A 20247-nucleotide genomic window follows, 5' to 3' on the forward strand; every position below is an offset into this window, starting at 1 on the left:
TTTTGAGCGAAAAGGTTCGTCGTCTATTTACCGTTCACGATGCCTTTATACGTCTCGATCGCCGCCGCCCGCGAAGCTTTCAGATCCACGATGGCGTCTTTGCGCGGCTTATGCACCGTTTTGACGTCCTCGTCCGCAAGCTCCGGAAGCCATTCGCGGATATGTTCGCCGTTCGGATCGTATTTCTCGGATTGGGTGACGGGATTGACGACGCGGAAGTAAGGCGCCGAGTTCGCTCCCAGCGACGCGCACCACAGCCAATTGCCGCGGTTCTGGATATTGTCGTAATCGAGCAGTTTGCGGCGGAAATAATTTTCCCCCAGCGTGAACGTGCATTGCAGGTTTTTGGTCAGGAACATGGCGCACAAGATACGCAGCCGATTCGGCATCAACCCTGTCTCGTTCAACTCCCGCATCGCGGCGTCGATCACCGGAATGCCCGTTTCTCCTTTGGCCCATGTTTCGAAATGTTCGTCGGTCAGCGCGGACAAATCGTATTTTTTTTCGTAGGCAAAATAGTCTTCGTCGTAGATCGCCAGATAATAATAGAAGTCGCGGAACGCCAGTTGGCGGACCCATTCGTCATGCTCTTTGCGGCGTTTGGCGCGCGCGTACAGCTCACGCAGCGACACGGCTCCGGCGTTCACGTGCGGATTGACGCCGCTCGCCGGAAGTTCCGGGTAATAATCGCGCTTGTCGCCGTATTCGCGAATCGCGTCCCCCAAAAAAGGCGTCAGCTTATCTTCCCACTCGTCGGCCGGTTCGATCTCGTTCAGGTTCAGCGTAGGTTGATATTTTTTGGGCAATTCGATCTTAGTCTCGCTTTCCGGCAGATCGTCGAGCGATACGGAAGAAGGCTGATTCGGCGAGTGCGCCAAATACTCCAGCCACTTTTTATGAAACGCCGCGAACACTTTGTAGTAGCCGTCTTTGCCCGTGAACTCGGCGAAACGATCCAAGTCGATCATCAGCGTGTCCATCAGCGGCGTAAACGCGGCATCGTGCTTCTCCGCCGCCTTTTTCAGTTTGCGGTCGCGCTCGCGCGCGTACGGCGTGAAGTCGCGGTGTACCACGACCTCGTCGATCTCGTGCTGGCCGCCTTTTTGCTTATCCAGCAGCCATTCCAGCACTTCCGCCGGATCGCCGTGCGCGATATGCAGCGTGCGTCCGGCTTGGTCGTACAGCTTGCGCAAACGGACGACGTGACGGAGAAAATTGACGCCGCTATGATCCTGGTCCCGGCCTTTTTGCAGCAAAAAAGGATCTAGGATCAGCAGATGCAGCACAGGCTCGCCGGCCTCTTTCAAATAATCGAACGCGGCCAAATCCTCGGTGCGCAGGTCTTTGCGGTGAATGAACAGTTTCAAATGCGGCGTGCCCCTTTCCGTTGCTCGGTTAATATGGATTCCTCTATATTACCCGAGAGCGGCGCGGAACGAAAACGGGACAAGATTCGGAAAGGGTCTTTTGCATCGCCTCCAGCTCCTTCAGGTATTCGCTCCCTTTATCGTATTCAAAAAGCCGGACCTCGCTTGCGCGATAAAGTCCGGCCAAACTCTTTTTCGATTGCGGCTCAAGCTTACAAGCCGGTCCGCTTCTCCAACGCTTCCGTATACCGATGGCCTACGATCTCGATCTTCGAAGTGGCTTCTTCGATGCTGCGCAGATCGTCCGATGTCAGCTCAATCTGCGCGCCGCCCAAGTTTTCTTCCATCCGATGCAGCTTGCGCGTGCCGGGAATCGGCGAGATCCAAGGCTTTTGCGCCAACAGCCAGGCCAAGGCAATCTGGGCTTTCGTGGCTTGTTTGCGCTGCGCGACTTCCTCCAGCAGATCGACCAGCTTGCGGTTGGCATTCATGGCTTCCGGCGTAAAACGGGGCAGCGTGCCGCGGAGATCGCCTTGTTCAAACGTCGTGCTCGAATCGAAGCTTCCGGTCAGATAGCCTTTGCCCAGCGGACTGAACGGAACCAGGCCGATGCCCAATTCTTCGAGTGCCGGAATCAGTTCTTCTTCCGGACGCCGCCACCAAAGCGAATATTCGTTTTGCACCGCAGCCAACGGCTGAACCGCATGGGCGCGCCGCACCGTATGCACGCCGGCTTCGGACAGCCCCCAATGCTTGACCTTTCCTTCGCGGATCAGGTCGCCGACTACGCCTGCCACTTCCTCAATCGGCACGTCGGGGTCGACGCGGTGCTGATAGTACAGGTCGATGACATCGGTCCGCAATCTCTTGAGCGAGCCTTCCACGGCCTTTCGAATCCGTTCGGGACGGCTGTTCACCGCGCCAGGATTCTCGCCTTCGAGATTGAAGCCGAATTTGGTCGCAATGACCACTTGATCGCGGAACGGTTCCAGCGCTTCGCCGACCAGATCTTCGTTGATATAAGGCCCGTACACCTCCGCCGTATCGAAAAAGGTGACGCCAAGATCATAAGCCGCGCGGATCACCTTGATCATCTCGCTGCAATCGGACGCTTCGCCGTATCCGTGGCTCATTCCCATGCAGCCGAATCCGATGGCCGAGACTTCTAGTCCGGTATTGCCCAGTTTGCGTTTTTGCATACCTATACTCTCCTTCCGATTCTTCGATTAAGATATTTTAAAATCCCCAGATCTGATGCGGTAAGTATGGCGCTTCCAGCTCGGCGATTTCTTCGTCCGTCAGCTTCACGTCGATCGCGGCCACCGCGTCTTCCAGATGATGCGGCTTGGTCGCTCCGACAATCGGCGCGGTGACCTCGGACTTTTGCAAGACCCAAGCCAACGCCACTTGAGCTTTCGAAATGCCTCGACGAGCCGCGATCTCCGCTACTTTTCCCACGATATTCCGGTCGCTCTCCTGCATCGAATCCGCCATGCGCGTTCCGACCGGATCGTTGCTCGAACGCGCCGTTTCTTCGTTCCAATCGCGCGTCAAAATCCCTTTCGCGAACGGGCTCCACGGAATGACGCCGATCCCGTCTTCTTTGCACAAAGGCAGCATCTCGCGCTCTTCTTCCCGATACAGCAGGTTGACCAGATTCTGCATCGAAACGAATTTCGTCCAGCCATGCTTTTCCGCAGCATGTTGGGCTTTCAAAAACTGCCACGCGTACATCGACGAAGCTCCGATGTAACGCGCTTTGCCGGCTTTGACTACGTCATGCAGCGCCTCCATCGTTTCTTCGATCGGCGTCGACGGGTCCCAGCGGTGAATCTGGTACAGATCGACGTAATCCGTGCCGAGGCGTCTCAAGCTTTCGTCGATCTCGTGCAGGATCGCTTTGCGGGACAGCCCCGCTCCGTTCGCCCCTTCCCGCATGCGAAAATACACTTTGGTCGCGATGACGGTCTCATGACGCGGCACCAGTTCCTTCAAGGCGCGGCCCACGAACTCTTCGCTGGTGCCGTCCGAATAGATATTTGCCGTATCAAAAAAGTTAATGCCGAGTTCCAGCGCCTGCTTGATGAACGGACGGCTTTCCGCTTCGCTCAGCGACCACGGCGCAATGCCTCGTTCCGGAACGCCGTAGCTCATGCAGCCCAGCGCAATCTTCGAGACTTCCAGGCCGGTACGGCCGAGTTTCACGTATTCCATGTTTGTGCACGCTCCTTGATCGAATAGGGTAGAAGCCCGAAGCATCCAACATCATCCGGCAGCAAAACGTTGGCCGTCCAGGTACGATCAGCGTTGGAATTGCTCGATTCTGTCGAAACGTTCGCGCTTCTTTTTCGGTTCCCGTTCAGTATGATCGATCCCGTATGCGCGGCGTTATCCCGATCATCCCGAATGTTTGCCTATTCCTGTCGGAGGGGCTGGCGGGGCGTATGCTCAAGTCGTATAATCGAGCCAGACCTTAACTTCGTTCAACGTTAAAGGAGGAACCTATGTCCGCGATTTTCGGTGCCCCGCAGCATAAAGAATTATCCCGAATCATCGAGCGGTATTCGCAGCGCGACCGTTCATGCGAGACCGCGATTCCGTCTTTGTTTTTCTATCAACATTCCAGCGTCTCCGAACCCGTCTATCGGGTATACAATCCGTCGCTCTGCCTGATCGTGCAGGGAACGAAGCAGATGCTGCTGGCTCAGGAGCGTTTCGAATACGGCCCCGCCAATTATATGGTCGCCTCGATGAACCTTCCCGTGATCGGACAGATCATCAAAGCCGCGCCGGACGCGCCTTATATGAGCCTCAAAATCGAATTCACGCATAACGATATTCTGGATGTGCTGAAAGCAACCGAACTGAACCTGCCGCAAAAAGAAAATACCCGGCGGGCGCTGTTTATCGGTCAACTGGAAACTTCGCTGCGTGACGCGGTGCTCCGATTGGCCCGCTTGCTCGACACCCCCGATGAAATTCCGTTTCTGGCCCCGCTGTATAAAAGAGAGATTCTGTTCCGTCTGCTTCAGGGGCCTTACGGTCCGGCGCTGGGGCAGCTCGCGCTCGACGGTAGCAGCTCCTCCCGGATCAAAGACGCGATCAACCGCCTGATCCGGGAGTGGGACAAGCCGTTTCGCGTCGAGGAATTGGCGGAGGCGGCGAATATGAGCCTGTCGGCGTTCCACCGCAACTTCAAGGAAGTCACGGCCATGAGCCCGCTTCAATTTCAAAAGCAACTCCGGCTGCAGGAAGCGCGGCGCATTCTGTTGTCCGAAGCCGCTGATGCCGCAGACGTCGCTTTTCGCACCGGTTACGAGAGCGCTTCGCAGTTCAGCCGCGAGTATGCGAGAATGTTCGGCGCTCCGCCGCGTACGGATATCAATCGGCTGAAGGAGAAGTATGAGCTGAAAGCGGAGTAAGGCGAAAAAGGAGCAATATCGTGCGACCTTGCGTCAAAGCGACTGTACAGCGTGCATATGCTTCGTACATTGACCGATAACGACATAAAGTTTCGGTTCGCATGCAAACCTCAGATCGAACACGGTCAACTTACGGCATCAAGGCTTTTGCTACGACAAATAAGCCGCGGGGAAGACTCCCCACGGCCTGTTGCTTGAATGATCCGTCTTTTCACTCCGAAATCCGCATGCTGCCGATCATTTTGACCACTTCCGGATCGCTGTGCGAGAAGAACAGACTTTCTTTCTTATCCAGGCTCGTGATCTGCTCCATATCCGATGCGCTCAACTCAAAGTCGAAAACATCGATATTCGCTTCGATCCGCTCTTTGCGCACCGACTTCGGGATCACCACGACGTCGCGCTGAATGAGCCAGCGAAGCACGACCTGAGCCACGGATTTACCGTATTTGGCTCCGATCTCGGACAACGATTCGTTGGTGAACAGATCATTGCGTCCTTCGGCGAACGGTCCCCAAGATTGAATCTGCACGCCTTGCTCGCGCATAAAATCGGCATTATCGATCTGTTGGTGGAACGGATGCGTCTCGACCTGATTCACGGCCGGCACGATCTTGTTATGCACGATCAGGTCCATAAGCCGATCGGGCTGGAAGTTGCTGACCCCGATCGCGCGAATCTTGCCTTCCGCATGCAGCTCTTCCATCGCTCGCCAAGCTCCGTAATAATCGCCGAACGGCTGATGAATCAGATACAGATCCAAGTAGTCCAATCCCAGCTTTTCAAGCGACAACGCGAACGCGAGCTTAGCGCTTTCGTATCCGAAATCTTGAATCCACAGCTTGGTGGTCACGAAAATCTCTTCCCGAGGCACGCCGCTGCGGCGAATCGCGCGCCCTACCGCTTCTTCGTTCCGATAAGCCGCCGCCGTGTCGATCAATCGATACCCGGCCTGCAACGCCTCGTAGACAGCTCGTTCGCATTCTTCCGCGTCCGGAATTTGGTAAACACCGAAGCCGAGAATCGGCATTTGGACACCATTGTTCAAAGTTACAGTTTGCATCAAAATTCCTCCTCAGTGATTCACAGATCATAGCGGCCTATCCCGCAACACCGTTAGTCTATTCCCTTCGAGTAACTCGAAGTCAAGCATATCCGTCCAAAAACTTTTCTATAGGAGGACATTCATGCACACCGTCAAAGAAACCGCGCTGCTGCTCGACATGAGCGAACATACCGTCCGTTTTTATACCGACAAAGGACTGGTTCCCAACCTGAAACGAGACAAAAACAACAACCGGCAGTTTGACGAAGAATCGATCAACTGGCTCACCGGAATCAAATATCTCAAGCAAAGCGGCATGCCGCTCGACAAAATCAAAACATACATCGAACTCTGCCTGGAAGGCGACTCGACGATTCCCCAGCGGTACGCCATTATTCTGGAGCAAAAAGAAGCGGCGCTCGCCCAGCTGGAGCAAGCCCGCGAGCGGGCCGAATATATGATCCGCAAAGCGGAAGGGTATCGGGAAATTTATGAGCACCGGCTGTCTGACATCGCTAACCCCGCCACATGGAGCGCGGAAACGAACACAAACACCGAATCCGAGCGCTTGGAACAATTGCAGGCCACCCGTTCAAACCTGCGTTTTTCCGACCTCGATGATTCAGATGTCTCGATTCCGTCCAAAACCATACTGTAACGCCGACCCGACAAAGCTGCACATTATTCGACATATGGGGCGTGTCTGAAAACTCAAGGATATGCATCTTCGGAGTTTTCGGACACGCCCTAATAATTACAGCAATCATCTGGAGGGATTTACGATGAAAAACGCATGGAGAAAGAAAACAACCGCTTTGGCAACGACAAGCCTGCTGGCCGCCGCGATCGCCGTCCCGGTATCTGCTGCTCCGGCTTCCATATCCGCTTCCGGCTCTGCAACCGCAGTCTCGGCAGCCGCTTCGTCCAAAGCCTCGACCGTCGAGAACAGTCTGGTGAACGTAGCGGGCTTCAAAAGCGCTTCGAACTTCAAAGCCTTTTACGCCAATCTGCAGCGCGCCGTCGCCAAAGGCGATAAAGCCGCGGTAGCTGCGCGCGTCCACTACCCGCTCACCGTCTTCCTGGATGACGACGATGATGATCAAAACCAAAAACTGGTGATCAAAACCAAAGCCCAGTTCCTGAATAATTACAACCGAATCTTCACCGACGACGTCCGCGAAAACCTGGCCGAAACCTCGTTCTCCGAACTGCTCGTCAACTGGAAAGGCGCCTCAGTCGACGACGGCGACATCTGGTTCACTCCATCCAAATCCGGCATGCCCGGCATCTCGACCGTGAATGCGGACGATTAAAAAAGTTGTGGTTTAAGGCAATACATGAACTGCATCAAGTCCATTGCGCAGCAAAAAGCCGATCTCCCAAAAAAGGAGATCGGCTTTCTTTTATAAATTCCCCATCTGAGCAGCAAGGTCAGCGGAGGGAGAAATTCAGGTCAAGACGCCTTTGAACGAGGAAAGCTGAAAGCTTTCTTCGTGAGACAGCGTCTTTACCGAATTTCTCCCGCAGCGGCTCTCAAGCGCAGTCAGAATCCCCCCGCATACTGTTTAGGCGCAGTAGAAGGCTGACGCAGAATGCTCTCCGCTTCGATCGCCCAATACGGATTCCGCAGCATCCCGCGTCCGACCGCAACCAGATCCGCATCTTCGTTGCCCACGACCGCATTCGCCAACACCGCATCGTCCAAACGGCCGACCGCCATCACCGGAATATCCAGCGTGTCGCGGATCTCGCGAGCGAGCGGAACCTGATAACCCGCATGCGTGCCCGGTCTGCCGGATGCGCCGATCGGGCCTTCGCCGCCGGACGAGACATCGAACATGTCCACGCCTTCGTCGCGATAAGCACGAACAAACTCCAGACTTTCCTTGATGCCGTAACCGCCTTCCACATATTCCTTCGCGGAAACGCGCATAATTAACGGCATGTCCGCCGGCATGTTGGCGCGAGCGGCGCGAATGATTTCGCGGCCGAACAACGTACGATCTTGACCGTATTCGTCTTCGCGCTTGTTGCTGAGCGGAGAATGGAATTGATGGATCAAGTAGCCGTGCGCCCCGTGCAATTCGATCGTATCGAATCCGGCACGAACCGCGCGTTCAACCGAACGGCCGAATTTGGCGACCATTTCTTTAACTTCTTCCGTAGTCAAAGCACGCGGCGTTTGCCAACCTTTGTCGAATGCGATCGCCGACGGTGCGACCGGAACTTCGGCATCTTCGGCTTTGCGTCCGGCATGCGCGATCTGGATTCCGATCTTCGCGCCGTGAGCATGGACGGCATCGACGATTTTTTTCAAAGCCGGGATCTGCTCGTCCGACCACAAGCCCAGATCATTGTCGCTGATCCGACCGTCCGGCTCGACGTCGGTCATCTCCACGATGATCAGGCCCGTGCCTCCGATCGCGCGGCTGACGTAATGCACATAATGCCAGTCCGTCGCGATGCCGTCTTTCAGGTCGACGGAATATTGGCACATCGGAGGCATGACTACTCGGTTTTTCAATTCCAGGTTTTTCAAACGATACGGGGTGAAGAGATTATTCATGGAGGATTCGCCTCGGTTTCTTTTGGATTATTTTGAATGTATGCGTATGCATGTATATTAGCATTTGGTTTTTCGCGCTGTCAACTTAAGGGGAAGTCCTATTCGGGGAGAAGCAAAAAAAGAGACCGATAGGATCACGGTCTCTTTAGTGATTTTATTCGACTATGCTTGCGGCTCGGACAAGAAAAGCATTTAGCTCGGGCGGCAGTTCGCCGGGAGCGCTCAGGGATTGAAGAACGTTTTTTACGGCTTCCGTTCCGCGTTTGAGTTTGTCTTCGCCGAGGGCAGTCATTTCGGTGTAGATCCCGCGACGGTCGTCTTCGCAGATATGGCGGCGCAGCGCGCCGCATTTGGGCGCTTCCATCCGAAGTACCAACCGCGACATGGCGCTTTGGCTCAAGCCGACGCGTTCTTGAAGCTGCTGAAGGCGAAGCTTTTTCTCCTCGTTCAAGGACAAAAAGTGCAGCACGTAAAACTCATTGAGCGACAGGCGGGCCTCTTCGTCAAGAGCTTGTTCCAAACGCTGCGAGATCTTGGCTTGAAGGTTCGCCAGCTCCAACCAATTATTCAAAAGTCCGTTCGACTCGTTGGCATTCATGGAATTCACCTGTTTCTTGGCATAGGATAACTTGGGAGCGCGAGGCGATCGCGCCCCGGCGTGTTCCTGTATTATATCGCCTATTTCGATACCTTGCCAGCGATAAGACGATGGGGCGAGGGAGCGGTACTTTGTTACAAGTGAACGTAGGGGTGCGTAGTGCTCGCAGCTTGTCCCAGGCTAATGTAAGGTTAAGTTTGACTGAAGCTTACCTAAAGCGTGTGAGTTTCAGTCAAACTTAAGCCTACCATTTAAAGTGGGACAAGCTACTAACTCAACCAATACGAAGTAAACCCGTCCTCGTCCAATCGCCGCAGCATATACGCGATTTTGCGAGCGCTTTGCGGATAACGGGCGGCGGCCAGCGCTTCGCGGCTGCGCCGTCCGGAGTAGACGCTTTCCGCCGAATCCTCCAGCTCGCGCCAATCGAACGCTTTTTCCGCTTCGCTTCCGAGGCAATGGCGCAGCAAATCCAGCAGCACTCTTTTGACCGAAAAACGACTTCCCTGGATCCGCGGCAAAATCTTCTGCATGAGCTGGGCATCGAAGGCTTCCGCGCGCGTCATCAGGCCGAAGCGTTCGTTATAGATCAGGTAAAAGCACACCGCGTCCCGCACCCGAAACCCGACGTGCGCTTGAATCTCCTCAAGGATGCCGTTGATCTGAGCCAGCTCTTCGGCCGTTCGTTCGATCAGCTTGGAGTGGTTCCCCATCGCGTCGATCAGTTGCAAATAATCGCTACCCAGCAGGTGACGGTCGGCCGACAGCGCTTCTGCTTCTTGCTCAACTTCGGCAAAAAGCTGCGGAAGCCGCAACAGGTCGATATGATTGAACTCGATCGTTCCGGCGCGGTCGAGCACTTTTTTGCTGAACGGATAAGTGGTCTCGTCCATGTTGACGGTACCGACCACGTACACATTGCCCGGAATCGCCAGATTGCCGTACAACGCCCGATCCTGCACCCGTTCGAGCGAGGCTTCCGGCAGCAGCGGTTGGGTGACGATGCTGCCGACTTGAGATACGCCCAGTGCGCCTTCGCCTTCTTGCAAAACGTAGCGCCGGCGCGTCTCCATCAGGCTGAGCACGTCGCTGAAGTAATGCTCGACGCGTGCCAGATTCATCTCATCCAGCACGATAAAATACGGATATTCCGCGTTTTCCGGCCGCGAGGCTTCTTTGAGCGCCAGCGTCAGCGGACCGGGCTTGAACGCGCCGGACAAGTCTTTGTATCCGATCAGGTCGGCCGGATCGTTCCAGTCGGGCCGCACCGGAATCAGCGTAAAGCGTCCGTTGTCCGGCGTCGAACCCAGCGCTTCGGCGAACAGGCGCGCAAGCTGCGTTTTACCCGTGCCGGAGATGCCTGCGAGGATGACGAACGGACGCGTTTTGAGCGACAAATAAAAATGCTCCACCAGTCCGTCCGGAAACGAAAAGCCGCGCTGCCGAATATAGGCGGATACGCCTGCGATAGCTGCCCGAACCTCTTTGTCCGGAATATGCGGCAAAGATTCAGGAGCAGGAATCGCGTTCGCGGACGGAGTTTCGACCGTTTCACCCTCTGCCTTTTCCCCTTCAACCGAATATTCGGCCCCAGCTTCCGCGATATGAAAATGAGCCCGGCTCACCTCGCGTCCGCCGAGCGTTCGCAGCTCGATCCGGTAAGTGAACGGCGTATCCGTCTCGTACAGATACAGATACTCCGCTCGTTCTTCCCGCGGCAAATAAGCATCCGGCGTATCGAAAGGATTCCGCACGGCCGCGATCTCGACCGATCCGCGCGGCGGAATTCGGCGTGCACCGGACGAACCGCCGCGTTCCGAGGAACCGGAAGAGTTTTCAGGCGAAGCCGAAGGTCGGGCGGACGCGTTGTCGGCTGCCGTCTGCGGATTTGCATGTTCCGCAGACGAGCCCGTTTCCTTCCCGTCGCCGTCTCCTCCCTGCTGCCTCGCAAATCGAGCGGCCCACTCCTCCACTTCCCGATAGGTCATTTGAAAAGCAGACCGCAAAAAATCTTTGAATTCTTTATTGGAATCGTAACGAATCTCTAATGAAGACTTCCCGCTCGGCACGGCAATCCGCCAATGCTCCAGTCTCGCTTCGTAAGTGGCAATCGTATCGCCGCTTTGGTGCAGCAGACGAACCGGACGGCTTTCTCCGACTGCGGGCAGGAAGCCTCCTTCTTCCGCAAAATCCGTACGAAAGTCCGGAGGAATCTCGAAGCCGTGCCCGAACAGAAATCCGTCTACTTGTTTGCGCGCGATCAGGCCGGGGATGCGATCGTCTTTCCACCAGCTTCCGTTTTGTTTAATCATGAGACTCCTCCGTTACCGATTGTCGGGCCGAAACCCGAAGGTCTTTTCTATAACCCGTATTATATACAAAATGATGCCCAAAAAGCTGTATACGCAACAAGCATTATAGAAGTTATACCCAAACGGCAACGGCGAACCGACTCAGGACGATCGCGAATTGTGGAACGGCCCGTAAGACAGCTTGCGCCACAACAACTCCAGCGGCCCCGCCTGCCATCTGCGCACGAACAGGTTGGCGGCGATCGCGATCAATACGGCAATGACGACGAACATGCCGAGCGTCAACCATACGCTGTAGCGTTCGCCGAGCCCCAGTCCCCAGCCGTAGAAAAAGACCGAGGCCAGAACATTTTGCAGGACGTAGCAGCTGAGCGCCGCTTTTCCGATATCCGCAAAACGGTCGTTGAGACTGCGCAGTTGTTTCTTTTCCGCCAGCCAGCCCAGCAATCCGATATACCCCACCGACAGCAGCGGAGCGAAGATATAACGCAATGCCAGATCCAGATAGCCGCCTGCGAACAACGGAACGATATTGAGCACAAGCGCGATCGGCAGCACGACTTTGAGCAAGATGCTGCGCGTCCGGCGTCCTTTATCAGTGTTTTGGAACGCTTCGCCTCGCAGCAGCTTGATCCCGCCGATATACAAACCGATGTTCATCAGACCGATCATCACGCCTTCGGCCCGCAGCGAAAAGAAATTGTTCAGGCGGTAGATGATTTGCTCCATATAGTTTCCGTCCGCATAAAGCATGTTCGTTTCCTGACCGAGCGCCAGCAGTTCCCGTTGAAAACCGGCATCCTGCATGAGCCAGCCGAGTCCGAGCGACAGCGGCAGCATCAGCAGCGCATGAAGCGAAAGGCAGACGATCATGATGACGGTGAGCTTGCGTTCGGACAACCCGATCAGCATTGCCACGATCATGCCGGTTACGGCGTAGCTCATCAGCACGTCGTATTCGAACACGAACACGTAATGCAGCAGGCCGTCGAGCAGAAGCAGCAGCATCGTCCACAGGATGAATCGCCGCCAAGGAAGTCCTGTGCGCTGGGCTTTGCGGTAGCGCATTTCCAGGCCGACGCCGAACAGAATGGTCAGCAGGCCGAGCATTTTACCGTTGACGAAAACGGATTGCAGCGCCGTTACGATGCCTTCGGCCGACGCGCTCCAGTTGGTCAGGTCGAGAAAAGTGCCGAGATCAGAGTAGGTGGCGAATAGCCAGATGTTAGTACCCAGCGTGCCGAGAATCGCGAAACCGCGCAGGATGTCGAGCAGTTCGATGCGTTTTTGCTGTTGCTTTTGCATATTGTCTCCTTTTTAATACGAATGTGTTATAAAAGGATTGTACGGGAGTTGTTGTCAACGTGCAAGGGGAGGCGCTACGGGAGAAATTGCCAGCATAGGCTCCCGAAGTGCATTTCTTCGAAATGCTTCACAAGTCGCTGTCTCACGCAGAAAACTTTCAGTTTTCCGCGTTCAAAGGCCAACGTGCTGTCGGACGTTACCGCAGGCTTTCTTCGAAATCCTGTATTTCACTGAATTTCTCCCTCCGCTTACCGCTTTCGTTGAGGGGGTGTTTAAAAAACATTGAACCGCCCCTTGGAAGGGCGGTTCAATGTTTTTAGATATGGCTATTGCTGCTTGCTGCTTGCTGCTTGCTGCTTGCTGCTTGCTGCTTGCTGCTTGCTGCTTGCTCAATGTTGACTTTTTGATCACTTTTTTCGTCAAAACTTAGTGAAATCAAGAAAATGTTGATATTTGGTCAGATCTGTTGATTAACCATTTTCAGGGAATTCTATCCCGTGTAGCAGATAAAGATTCCACTCGACAGGCAATCGATTGAGCTTCAATAATCGATCGAATTGCGCCACCGTCAAAGAAGCCGAAGGATGCACGCGTTGGCTGCCTTGCTTGAACACAAATTGCAGAAGCACATAGCTAAGCAAAGCTGTATACAACTGCCCGTACACCGCGTTCGGCGTGGTGCCGAACAGATTTTTGACGTTCAAATGCTGCTTGACCCAGCGAAACAGCACTTCAATTTGCCAACGTGTGCGATAGATTTCGGCGATGCGTTCCGGCGAATGGGTATGCAGATTGGTCGCCAAAATCACCGGTTTTCCATTCGGATCGAGCAGATGCACAATCCGGAAACGGTGCTGCGTTAATGTCGCAGAGCTCCCGACCCGACACGTGAAGTCCCGTTGAATCGACCCGCCCCACGGTTTTTTCCGTTCGCGAGGCGTGACCTCTTGGAAACAGGTATTGTCTCGAAGTCGGATCACGAAAAACTGACGTTTCTCGGCTTCTTCGTACGCGTCAAATCGCTTGTGTTTGCCGTACGCTCGATCCGCCACCAAAATAAAATCTGGATCAGTTACGCTTGGGGCATGTGTGGAGTCGTGTTCGCGAGAAATCGTTTCGGTCACCCGGTGCAGACGATGTTCTTCCGGCAAAAAGGCCACATGGAGCTTCACGCCAGCCTTTTGGTTATGAAGAGGTGCCCAAGGCAGGCGGGTTTCGCCCACATTGACTTGCGTCGAATCGACCAGAAGCAGTTCTTTCGGTAAACCAATTCGGCGTTTGACGGTACGGCTGCACTTTTCAATCGCCAAGTGAAGCAAGCGTTTAAAGAGGTCGAACGGCACGTCTTTCGCTTTTTTGGATAGCGTCGAATGGTCGACCGGAGTCAGTCCGCTGGCCGCAAGGCGCGGCTCGGCGTCACGATACCCGCTCCACTTTTGGTGGGCAGCTTCCGCTAAGAACAAAAATAAATCATAGACTTTGAACTTGCGAGCCGTGTCGAGGTAACCGATGTCCGTGAGCAACTCTCCGAGTTGCTCACGGGGGAAAACTGATTGCAGGACCGATTGGAATGAAGTAGACTTTGTCATGAGGTCGCCTCGTTTCTCTGGGTGTAGGGGTACAACCAGCGTAACAAACAAGGCGCCTCTTTTCTATTTTTTGGTTAATCAACAGGCCTAATATTTGGTTCACATTTTCCGGCGAAAAGAGGTATTATGACGTTTTTTGAGCAAAAATTTGATCGTAATGTCAACATTTTCGCTCGGAAAGCAGGATTGGGGCACTATTTGCTGACTTTTCGTCAACATTCGATATGGGAATGTAGGCAATCGGTTGTTGACTTCAAGCGAGGTCGACTTACAGATCGATCAAGCTGACCTCTACCCTTGCGATTCGAGTCTGCATAGCTATTGTAAGACGTTGAATAGAGAACTTAAAAAATGCTTCACGTATCGAGAAAATCCGACGTAACTGGAAGCGAGAAGACGGAGAGAGAAATTCAGTGAAGGAATGAAATGTTCGCCTTTGAAATCGGGAAAATACAAATAAAAGTTCAATCCTATTTTCCCGATTTCAACACGCGACCGGAACGAATTTGTCTCGGAGTCTTCTCGCTTCCCGCGCCAACGAAACTTTCGAGGGCAGTCTGAGCATTATCTCCCCTTCATCTTCGGATCGAACGTGTCGCGCAATCCGTCGCCCATCAGGTTGAAGCCGAGCGACGTCAGCAGGATGCACACGCCCGGGAAAATGACGGTCCACGGCGCGGTCTGAATAAACTGACGGGAATCGGACAGCATTTTGCCCCATTCAGGATCGGGCGGTTGGGCGCCGAGGCCGAGGAAACCCAAGCCTGCGGCTTCGATGATCGCGGTGGCGACGCCGAGCGTGCCTTGCACGATGATCGGAGTCAGGCTGTTAGGCAAAATATGCTTGAACAGGATTCGTCCGTCGTTGGCTCCCAAAGCGCGGGCGGCGGTGATGAACTCCTCCTGCCGCAGCGACAAGACGCGGGAGCGGACCAAGCGTCCGTAGGTCGGGACGTTGACGATCGCGATCGCGTATAAGGCATTTTGCAGCGAAGGGCCGAGAATCGCAACGATCGCGATCGCAAGCAGGATGCCCGGGAACGCGAGCAGGATATCGAACACACGGGAGATAAGCATGTCTACCCATTTTCCGTAAAAGCCCGCGATGATCCCGAGCAGCGTGCCGATCACGATCGAGCCGACGACGGAGAGAAGGCCGACCCAAAGCGAAATGCGCGCCCCGTAAATGACCCGGCTGAAGATGTCGCGGCCGAGGTCGTCGGTGCCGAACCAATGCTCGCCGGAGGGCGGTTTGAGCCGGTCGGACAAGACTTGGGCTTTGTAATCGAACGGCGCGATTAACGGTGCGACCAACGCCAGCAGGACGAAGAAAATCACCAGGCACAGACCGATCAGCGCCGTTTTGTTTTTCGCGAACGATCGGGCCGCATCCCGCCAGGGGCCATGCTGCACGTTACTCTGTTTGGAGTCGGCGTTCGGCCGGACGTCGGCCTTCAAGAATGCGTCGCTCATGTGAGTCCCCCTATTTGTACTGGATGCGCGGATCGAACACGACGTACAGCAGATCCACCAGCAGATTGATAAGCACGAAAATGACGGCGACGATCAGGATGCCGGATTGGATCACCGGATAATCCCGGTTGCTGATCGCTTCGAAGATGTAGCGCCCTACTCCCGGCCAAGCGAAGATCGTTTCGGTCAGCACCGCGCCGCCGAGCAAAGCGCCCGTCTGGATGCCGATCACCGTCAACACGGGAATAAACGAATTTTTAAGTGCGTGCCGATACACGACCGCGAATTGGGACAACCCTTTCGCCCGCGCCGTGCGCACGTAATCAAGCTGCATCACTTCCAGCATGCTCGAACGCGTCATACGGGCGATGACCGCCATCGGAATGGTACCGAGCGCGATGGCCGGCAGGATCAGGTGCTTGAACACCGTCCATAGTTGAGCAAACTGTCCTTGAATGATCGCGTCAAGTACATAGAATCCGGTTACCGCATCCAACGGATCGCGCGCGTTCATCCGTCCGCTCGACGGCAACCAATGCAGCTCGTTGGCAAAGATCCACTGTTCCATCAAACCGAGCCAAAATACGGGCATCGACACGCCAAGCAGCGCAATCAACATACAGATATAGTCGAACCACGAATTATGCTTCCAGGCGCTGATGATGCCCGCGTTAACGCCGAAAAACACCGCGAACAACATGCTGGCAACCGTAAGCTCGAATGTCGCGGCCAGATAAGGCACGATCTCTTCCGAGATCGGCGCGCGTGTTCGAATCGAATTGCCTAGATCTCCCGTAAGCAAATCTCCGAGATAACTGAAATACTGCTGCAGCCAAGGTTTGTCGAGTCCGAGTTGGTCGCGCAGCGCCTGCTTGGACTGCTCGGTCGCTTTTTCGCCCAGGATCGTATCGGCCGGATCGCCCGGAATCGCGTGAATGATCGAAAAAACGATAATCGTCATGCCCAGCAGCACGGGGATCAGTACAGCCAATCGTTTGAATATGTAAGAAGTCATGATCTCTCACCCGCTGTCGGTTTGGTATAAATCGGGAGTCGGTGCAAAGTTGATGCTGAGTCAACAGATAAGTTACGGCCCGGGAAGTTTGCCGCTGTGAGCGGCGTACCTCGCGGGCCGTAACAGGTATTCAAGAGCGACGCAGCTTCTTTTCCGAACACTCCGTCATTGAATGTCCGGTCTTATCGTTGCTGCGGCGTTGCTTTCGTTTACCGCTTATTGCGTGATCGAAATTTCCGCGTACGGCTCGGAGCCGGTCGGCGAAGGCACGTAGCCTTGAACGTTATTCGAAGCGGCCAAGAGCGGCGTGGAGTGTACCAGCGGTACCCACGGCGCGTCGTCATGCACGATGACCTGCGCTTCTTCATACAACTTAGCGCGTTCGTCTTGGTTCGTTTCCTGCTGCGCCTTCACCAACACTTCGTGCAGCGGATCGCTGGCGTATTGGCTATAGTTGTTGCCGCCGATGGAGTCTTTGTCGAGCAGCGGGTAGAAGAAGTTGTCCGGGTCGCCGTTGTCGCCGGTCCAACCGATGATGAACAGATCGTCTTTTTCGCCCTTGCTCAGATCGTCGAGGTAGGTTGCCCATTCCGGCGACTCGATATTCACCGTTACGCCGATTTGCGCGAAGCTGGCTTGGATAACCTCTGCCACCTTGCGGCCGTCCGGCATATACGGACGGGATACCGGCATCGCGTAGAAAGTCAGTTCCTGCTCGATTCCGTTCGCGTATCCGGCATCGGCGAGCAATTGCTTGGCCTGCTCCAGATCGTACGGGTAATCTTCAATGCTGTCGTTGTAGCCCCACAGCGACGGCGGGATCGGGTTTTTGGCCGGTTCGGCTTGTCCCGCGAAGAACGCGTCCACGATTCCCTGCTTGTCGACGGCGTGGCTGAGGGCGATGCGCACCTTCGGATCGTCGAACGGCTTTTTCGTTACATTGAAGCCCAGGTAAGCGACGTTGAACGGCGGACGGTTGAACTTTTGCAAATCCGGATTGCTTTCCAGCGTCGCCAGATCGTCCGGGCTGAGGTCTTCCATCAGGTCGATCTCGCCGTTTTGCAGAGCGTTAAAGCGCGCCGTGTTGTCCGGGATCGAACGCACGATGACCGTATCGACCTTCGGCAGGCCTTCCTGCCAGTATTCCGGATTCTTTTCCAACGTGATCGAGTCGCTGCGCTTCCATTCTTTGAATACGAACGGGCCGGTTCCGACCGGGTTGGCTTTAAAGTCGGCACCCGATTCCTGAACCGCTTTCGGACTGGCGATCGAGAACGGCGGCATCGCCAAGTTTTGCAGGAACGGGGCTTGCGGCTGGTTCAGTTCGAACACCACCGTCGATGCGTCGGAAGCCGTTACGCTTTTGATGACGCGGGCTTCGGCAGGACCGAACATGGAGTCATAGTAATCGAACGAATCGCCTTCGAACTTGTATTCGCTGTCCGGGTCATTCCAGCGATCGAAGTTGAATACGACCGCGTCGGCGTTAAAGTCTGTTCCGTCATGAAACTTAACACCTTCGCGCAACTTGAACGTGTAGGTCAGACCATCGTCGGAAATCTCCCAACTTTCGGCGAGCGCGCCTTCGACTTCCGTCGTACCCGCTTTGTAAGCGAGCAGAGGATCGAATACCTGCTGCGCGATTTTGAGCGATTCGCCGTCGGTTACGATTGCGGGATCGAGTGCTGCCGAATCCCCGCCGCGTCCGACGATCAATGTACCGCCAGTTGACTCTCCACTAGGCTCGGTTGCAGGTTCCGTAGTGCTCTCTGTTCCGGTCTCCGTCGACGTCGTCGGTTCCGTGGTACTTTCCCCGGCACCTCCGCATGCAGCAAGCACCAGGACCAACGACAACATTAACGCAAATAATAATCCGAATCTTTTTCTCATGAACAGTACGCTCCCCTCAAGATCGCATTCTGCCCGCGCACATCGCCTGCCAAGCCCCGACATGTTGTAATTATTATGTATATGGGTATGCTTGCTTGAAGCTCGGCTCCGAGTCGAGTGAATATAACTTACATGAACGGCGGTAGATTCGCAATATTTTTTTCTAAATCTTATTCATTATGTAAGGTTTTATAACTCTCAAGTATTCAAAATGATTTTTTCTCGCTTCATATATAGAGAACAGTCGAAACGTTTGGAATTTTTTACAGAAAAAATGCTCAATCGCCGTTGATTGAACACGATAACTCGATCATTCCGTCTCTTCTTCTCTTTTTTCGCTGATCAAATGACGCATTATCTTTTTCCAACAACAGGATGTTTCGCCTAATACAGAGCCGATACACGTTATCTTTTTCAACTTTTGCCAATGATGATAACTCCTTTGCCTTTCCATGTGTTTATTGTATTAAAGAGGAGCTTAAGGCTTCGCAAGGAGGCTATTGCCATGTTTTCTGCCGTGAAAAGGAAGGTAGGACTCTCGCTGATTCTGATTTCAATCCTGCTCGCTGCTATTTTATACCTGCTGCTTCAGCTCAAATTGAACGGATTCGAGCGAGATATGCGCATGTACCTTACGGATCACGGCGTCGCCGAATCGGAGATTGCAGGGATCGAAGCCAAACGTTCGATGCTGCCGACCTATCCGGTGTACGTGCGCTTTGACCATGATCCGAATCGCGCCTATATGTTCAAGCCCGATGAAGAGAAGCCGGGGAATTTCATCTTGTTGGAGTCCCGCATCCCTCCTCAGTTGGTGGATCGCGACGCACAAAATGCGGAATACGCCGCCTTTTTGGAAGCCTTCGGGTTTACCGATGTGAAAAGACTGGGAATGACCGATTCGTCGGTGCTTGCGGAAGACGCAGATGCCTCGAAGCTCCTCCAGTCGTATCGAAGCGCGCCCGAAGCCGATCCGGCAGCCCTGTATGGGCAGCGCGTCAATACGTACAAATTTTCCGTCGATCACCCGCAGCTTCGCAAACAGTTGAATCTGCAAGAACAGGATCAGATAGATGCTTACCTCATGAAGGTGGGCGATCTGGTTCGCGGCGGTTATGTGGAAGTCCGCGAGACACCGGCAACTAAACAGACTCAGCCAAAAAGCAAACGTTACACGCTCCGCGGCGACGCGGCCGAATCCTGAACTCGCGCCCTCGCGTGTCCGCGGTATCGAATATATTCGAATCCCGAATAGGAGGTATGCCTGATGCGCACGTTACATCGTCCGATCGCTTTGCTTGCCTTATTGTTGGCCGCATGTTCGGCTATCCTGTTTGTTTTCCCGGTGTTGACCCTGTACGACTCGCAATGGCTTCCCGGCTTCCTGATCGCGTTAATCGGCAGCGTGCTTGGCCTGTTTTTTCTGCTTCCGTATCGCCGCCAATCCACGCTGTATGCGGTATCGCTGTACGCCGCGCCCGTGGTGTTAGTGCTGCATTTGCTACTATTCACGCCACTTGGTTCTATGTTCGGCATCTGATCGACAAACGACCTTCCCGCCTGAATCGGACATCGATTTCAGCTGCGGAGAATGTCGTTTTTTTATTTTTTCGAAAAATATGTTGCCAACCACTTAAATTTGAATTATATTTATGTGGCTGGCAA

17 protein-coding genes are annotated in these 20247 nt (G+C 54.4%); 5 read left to right on the top strand and 12 right to left on the bottom strand.

Features of this window, described 5'->3' with window-relative positions; genetic code table 11:
- Positions 1-23: 23 nt before the first annotated feature.
- The 3 genes from SACSAC_RS04340 to SACSAC_RS04350 form a co-directional block, all read right to left on the bottom strand.
- Complete coding sequence (locus SACSAC_RS04340) at positions 24-1367, bottom strand: cryptochrome/photolyase family protein (protein WP_037283837.1); 1344 nt, start codon at positions 1365-1367, stop codon at positions 24-26.
- A 212-nt stretch (positions 1368-1579) separates the two neighbouring features.
- Positions 1580-2566 (bottom strand): aldo/keto reductase, encoded by a 987-nt coding sequence (locus SACSAC_RS04345; protein ID WP_037283840.1) that lies wholly within the window; start codon positions 2564-2566, stop codon positions 1580-1582.
- A gap of 37 nt (positions 2567-2603) precedes the next feature.
- Positions 2604-3581 carry an aldo/keto reductase gene (locus SACSAC_RS04350; RefSeq protein ID WP_037283842.1) on the bottom strand — a complete coding sequence of 326 codons (978 nt, stop codon included), beginning with the start codon at positions 3579-3581 and terminating at the stop codon, positions 2604-2606.
- Between the two features lie 290 nt (positions 3582-3871).
- On the opposite strand from SACSAC_RS04350, the gene SACSAC_RS04355 reads away from it, so the two are divergent.
- On the top strand, positions 3872-4789 hold the full coding sequence (locus SACSAC_RS04355; RefSeq protein WP_037283843.1) for an AraC family transcriptional regulator: 918 nt from the start codon (positions 3872-3874) through the stop codon (positions 4787-4789).
- Positions 4790-5000: 211 nt separating this feature from the next.
- On the opposite strand, the gene SACSAC_RS04360 is transcribed toward SACSAC_RS04355, so the two are convergent.
- Positions 5001-5852 (bottom strand): aldo/keto reductase, encoded by an 852-nt coding sequence (locus SACSAC_RS04360; RefSeq protein WP_037283845.1) that lies wholly within the window; start codon positions 5850-5852, stop codon positions 5001-5003.
- A gap of 124 nt (positions 5853-5976) precedes the next feature.
- Between SACSAC_RS04360 and SACSAC_RS04365 the strand changes: the two genes are divergently transcribed.
- Complete coding sequence (locus SACSAC_RS04365) at positions 5977-6492, top strand: MerR family transcriptional regulator (protein ID WP_037283847.1); 516 nt, start codon at positions 5977-5979, stop codon at positions 6490-6492.
- Positions 6493-6616: 124 nt separating this feature from the next.
- Complete coding sequence (locus SACSAC_RS26770; protein ID WP_051506857.1) at positions 6617-7147, top strand: hypothetical protein; 531 nt, start codon at positions 6617-6619, stop codon at positions 7145-7147.
- 230 nt (positions 7148-7377) lie between these two features.
- On the opposite strand, the gene SACSAC_RS04375 is transcribed toward SACSAC_RS26770, so the two are convergent.
- The 8 genes from SACSAC_RS04375 to SACSAC_RS04410 all read right to left on the bottom strand — a co-directional run bounded on the left by SACSAC_RS04375 (position 7378) and on the right by SACSAC_RS04410 (position 18582).
- Positions 7378-8400, bottom strand: a complete 1023-nt coding sequence (locus tag SACSAC_RS04375; protein WP_037283849.1) for an NADH:flavin oxidoreductase/NADH oxidase — start codon at positions 8398-8400, stop codon at positions 7378-7380.
- Positions 8401-8554: 154 nt separating this feature from the next.
- Positions 8555-8998, bottom strand: coding sequence for a MarR family winged helix-turn-helix transcriptional regulator (locus SACSAC_RS04380; protein ID WP_037283850.1), 444 nt, complete (start codon positions 8996-8998; stop codon positions 8555-8557).
- 269 nt (positions 8999-9267) lie between these two features.
- The gene (locus tag SACSAC_RS26775; RefSeq protein ID WP_051506858.1) at positions 9268-11310 is read right to left on the bottom strand and encodes an McrB family protein; all 2043 of its coding nucleotides are present in this window, start codon (positions 11308-11310) and stop codon (positions 9268-9270) included.
- 141 nt (positions 11311-11451) lie between these two features.
- Complete coding sequence (locus SACSAC_RS04390; protein ID WP_037283853.1) at positions 11452-12615, bottom strand: DUF418 domain-containing protein; 1164 nt, start codon at positions 12613-12615, stop codon at positions 11452-11454.
- A gap of 470 nt (positions 12616-13085) precedes the next feature.
- Complete coding sequence (locus SACSAC_RS04395; RefSeq protein ID WP_051506859.1) at positions 13086-14204, bottom strand: IS4 family transposase; 1119 nt, start codon at positions 14202-14204, stop codon at positions 13086-13088.
- Between the two features lie 564 nt (positions 14205-14768).
- Entirely contained in the window at positions 14769-15677 is a 909-nt protein-coding gene (gene nikC, locus SACSAC_RS04400; RefSeq protein WP_037283855.1) for a nickel transporter permease, read from the bottom strand.
- Positions 15678-15687: 10 nt separating this feature from the next.
- On the bottom strand, positions 15688-16692 hold the full coding sequence (locus tag SACSAC_RS04405) for an ABC transporter permease (RefSeq protein ID WP_037283857.1): 1005 nt from the start codon (positions 16690-16692) through the stop codon (positions 15688-15690).
- 216 nt (positions 16693-16908) lie between these two features.
- On the bottom strand, positions 16909-18582 hold the full coding sequence (locus SACSAC_RS04410; protein WP_037283859.1) for an ABC transporter substrate-binding protein: 1674 nt from the start codon (positions 18580-18582) through the stop codon (positions 16909-16911).
- A 505-nt stretch (positions 18583-19087) separates the two neighbouring features.
- On the opposite strand from SACSAC_RS04410, the gene SACSAC_RS04415 reads away from it, so the two are divergent.
- On the top strand, positions 19088-19786 hold the full coding sequence (locus tag SACSAC_RS04415) for a hypothetical protein (RefSeq protein ID WP_037283860.1): 699 nt from the start codon (positions 19088-19090) through the stop codon (positions 19784-19786).
- A 63-nt stretch (positions 19787-19849) separates the two neighbouring features.
- Positions 19850-20122 (top strand): hypothetical protein, encoded by a 273-nt coding sequence (locus SACSAC_RS04420; RefSeq protein ID WP_037283861.1) that lies wholly within the window; start codon positions 19850-19852, stop codon positions 20120-20122.
- Positions 20123-20247 lie beyond the last annotated feature (125 nt).

The organism is Saccharibacillus sacchari DSM 19268, assembly GCF_000585395.1.
GTDB lineage: Bacteria > Bacillota > Bacilli > Paenibacillales > Paenibacillaceae > Saccharibacillus > Saccharibacillus sacchari.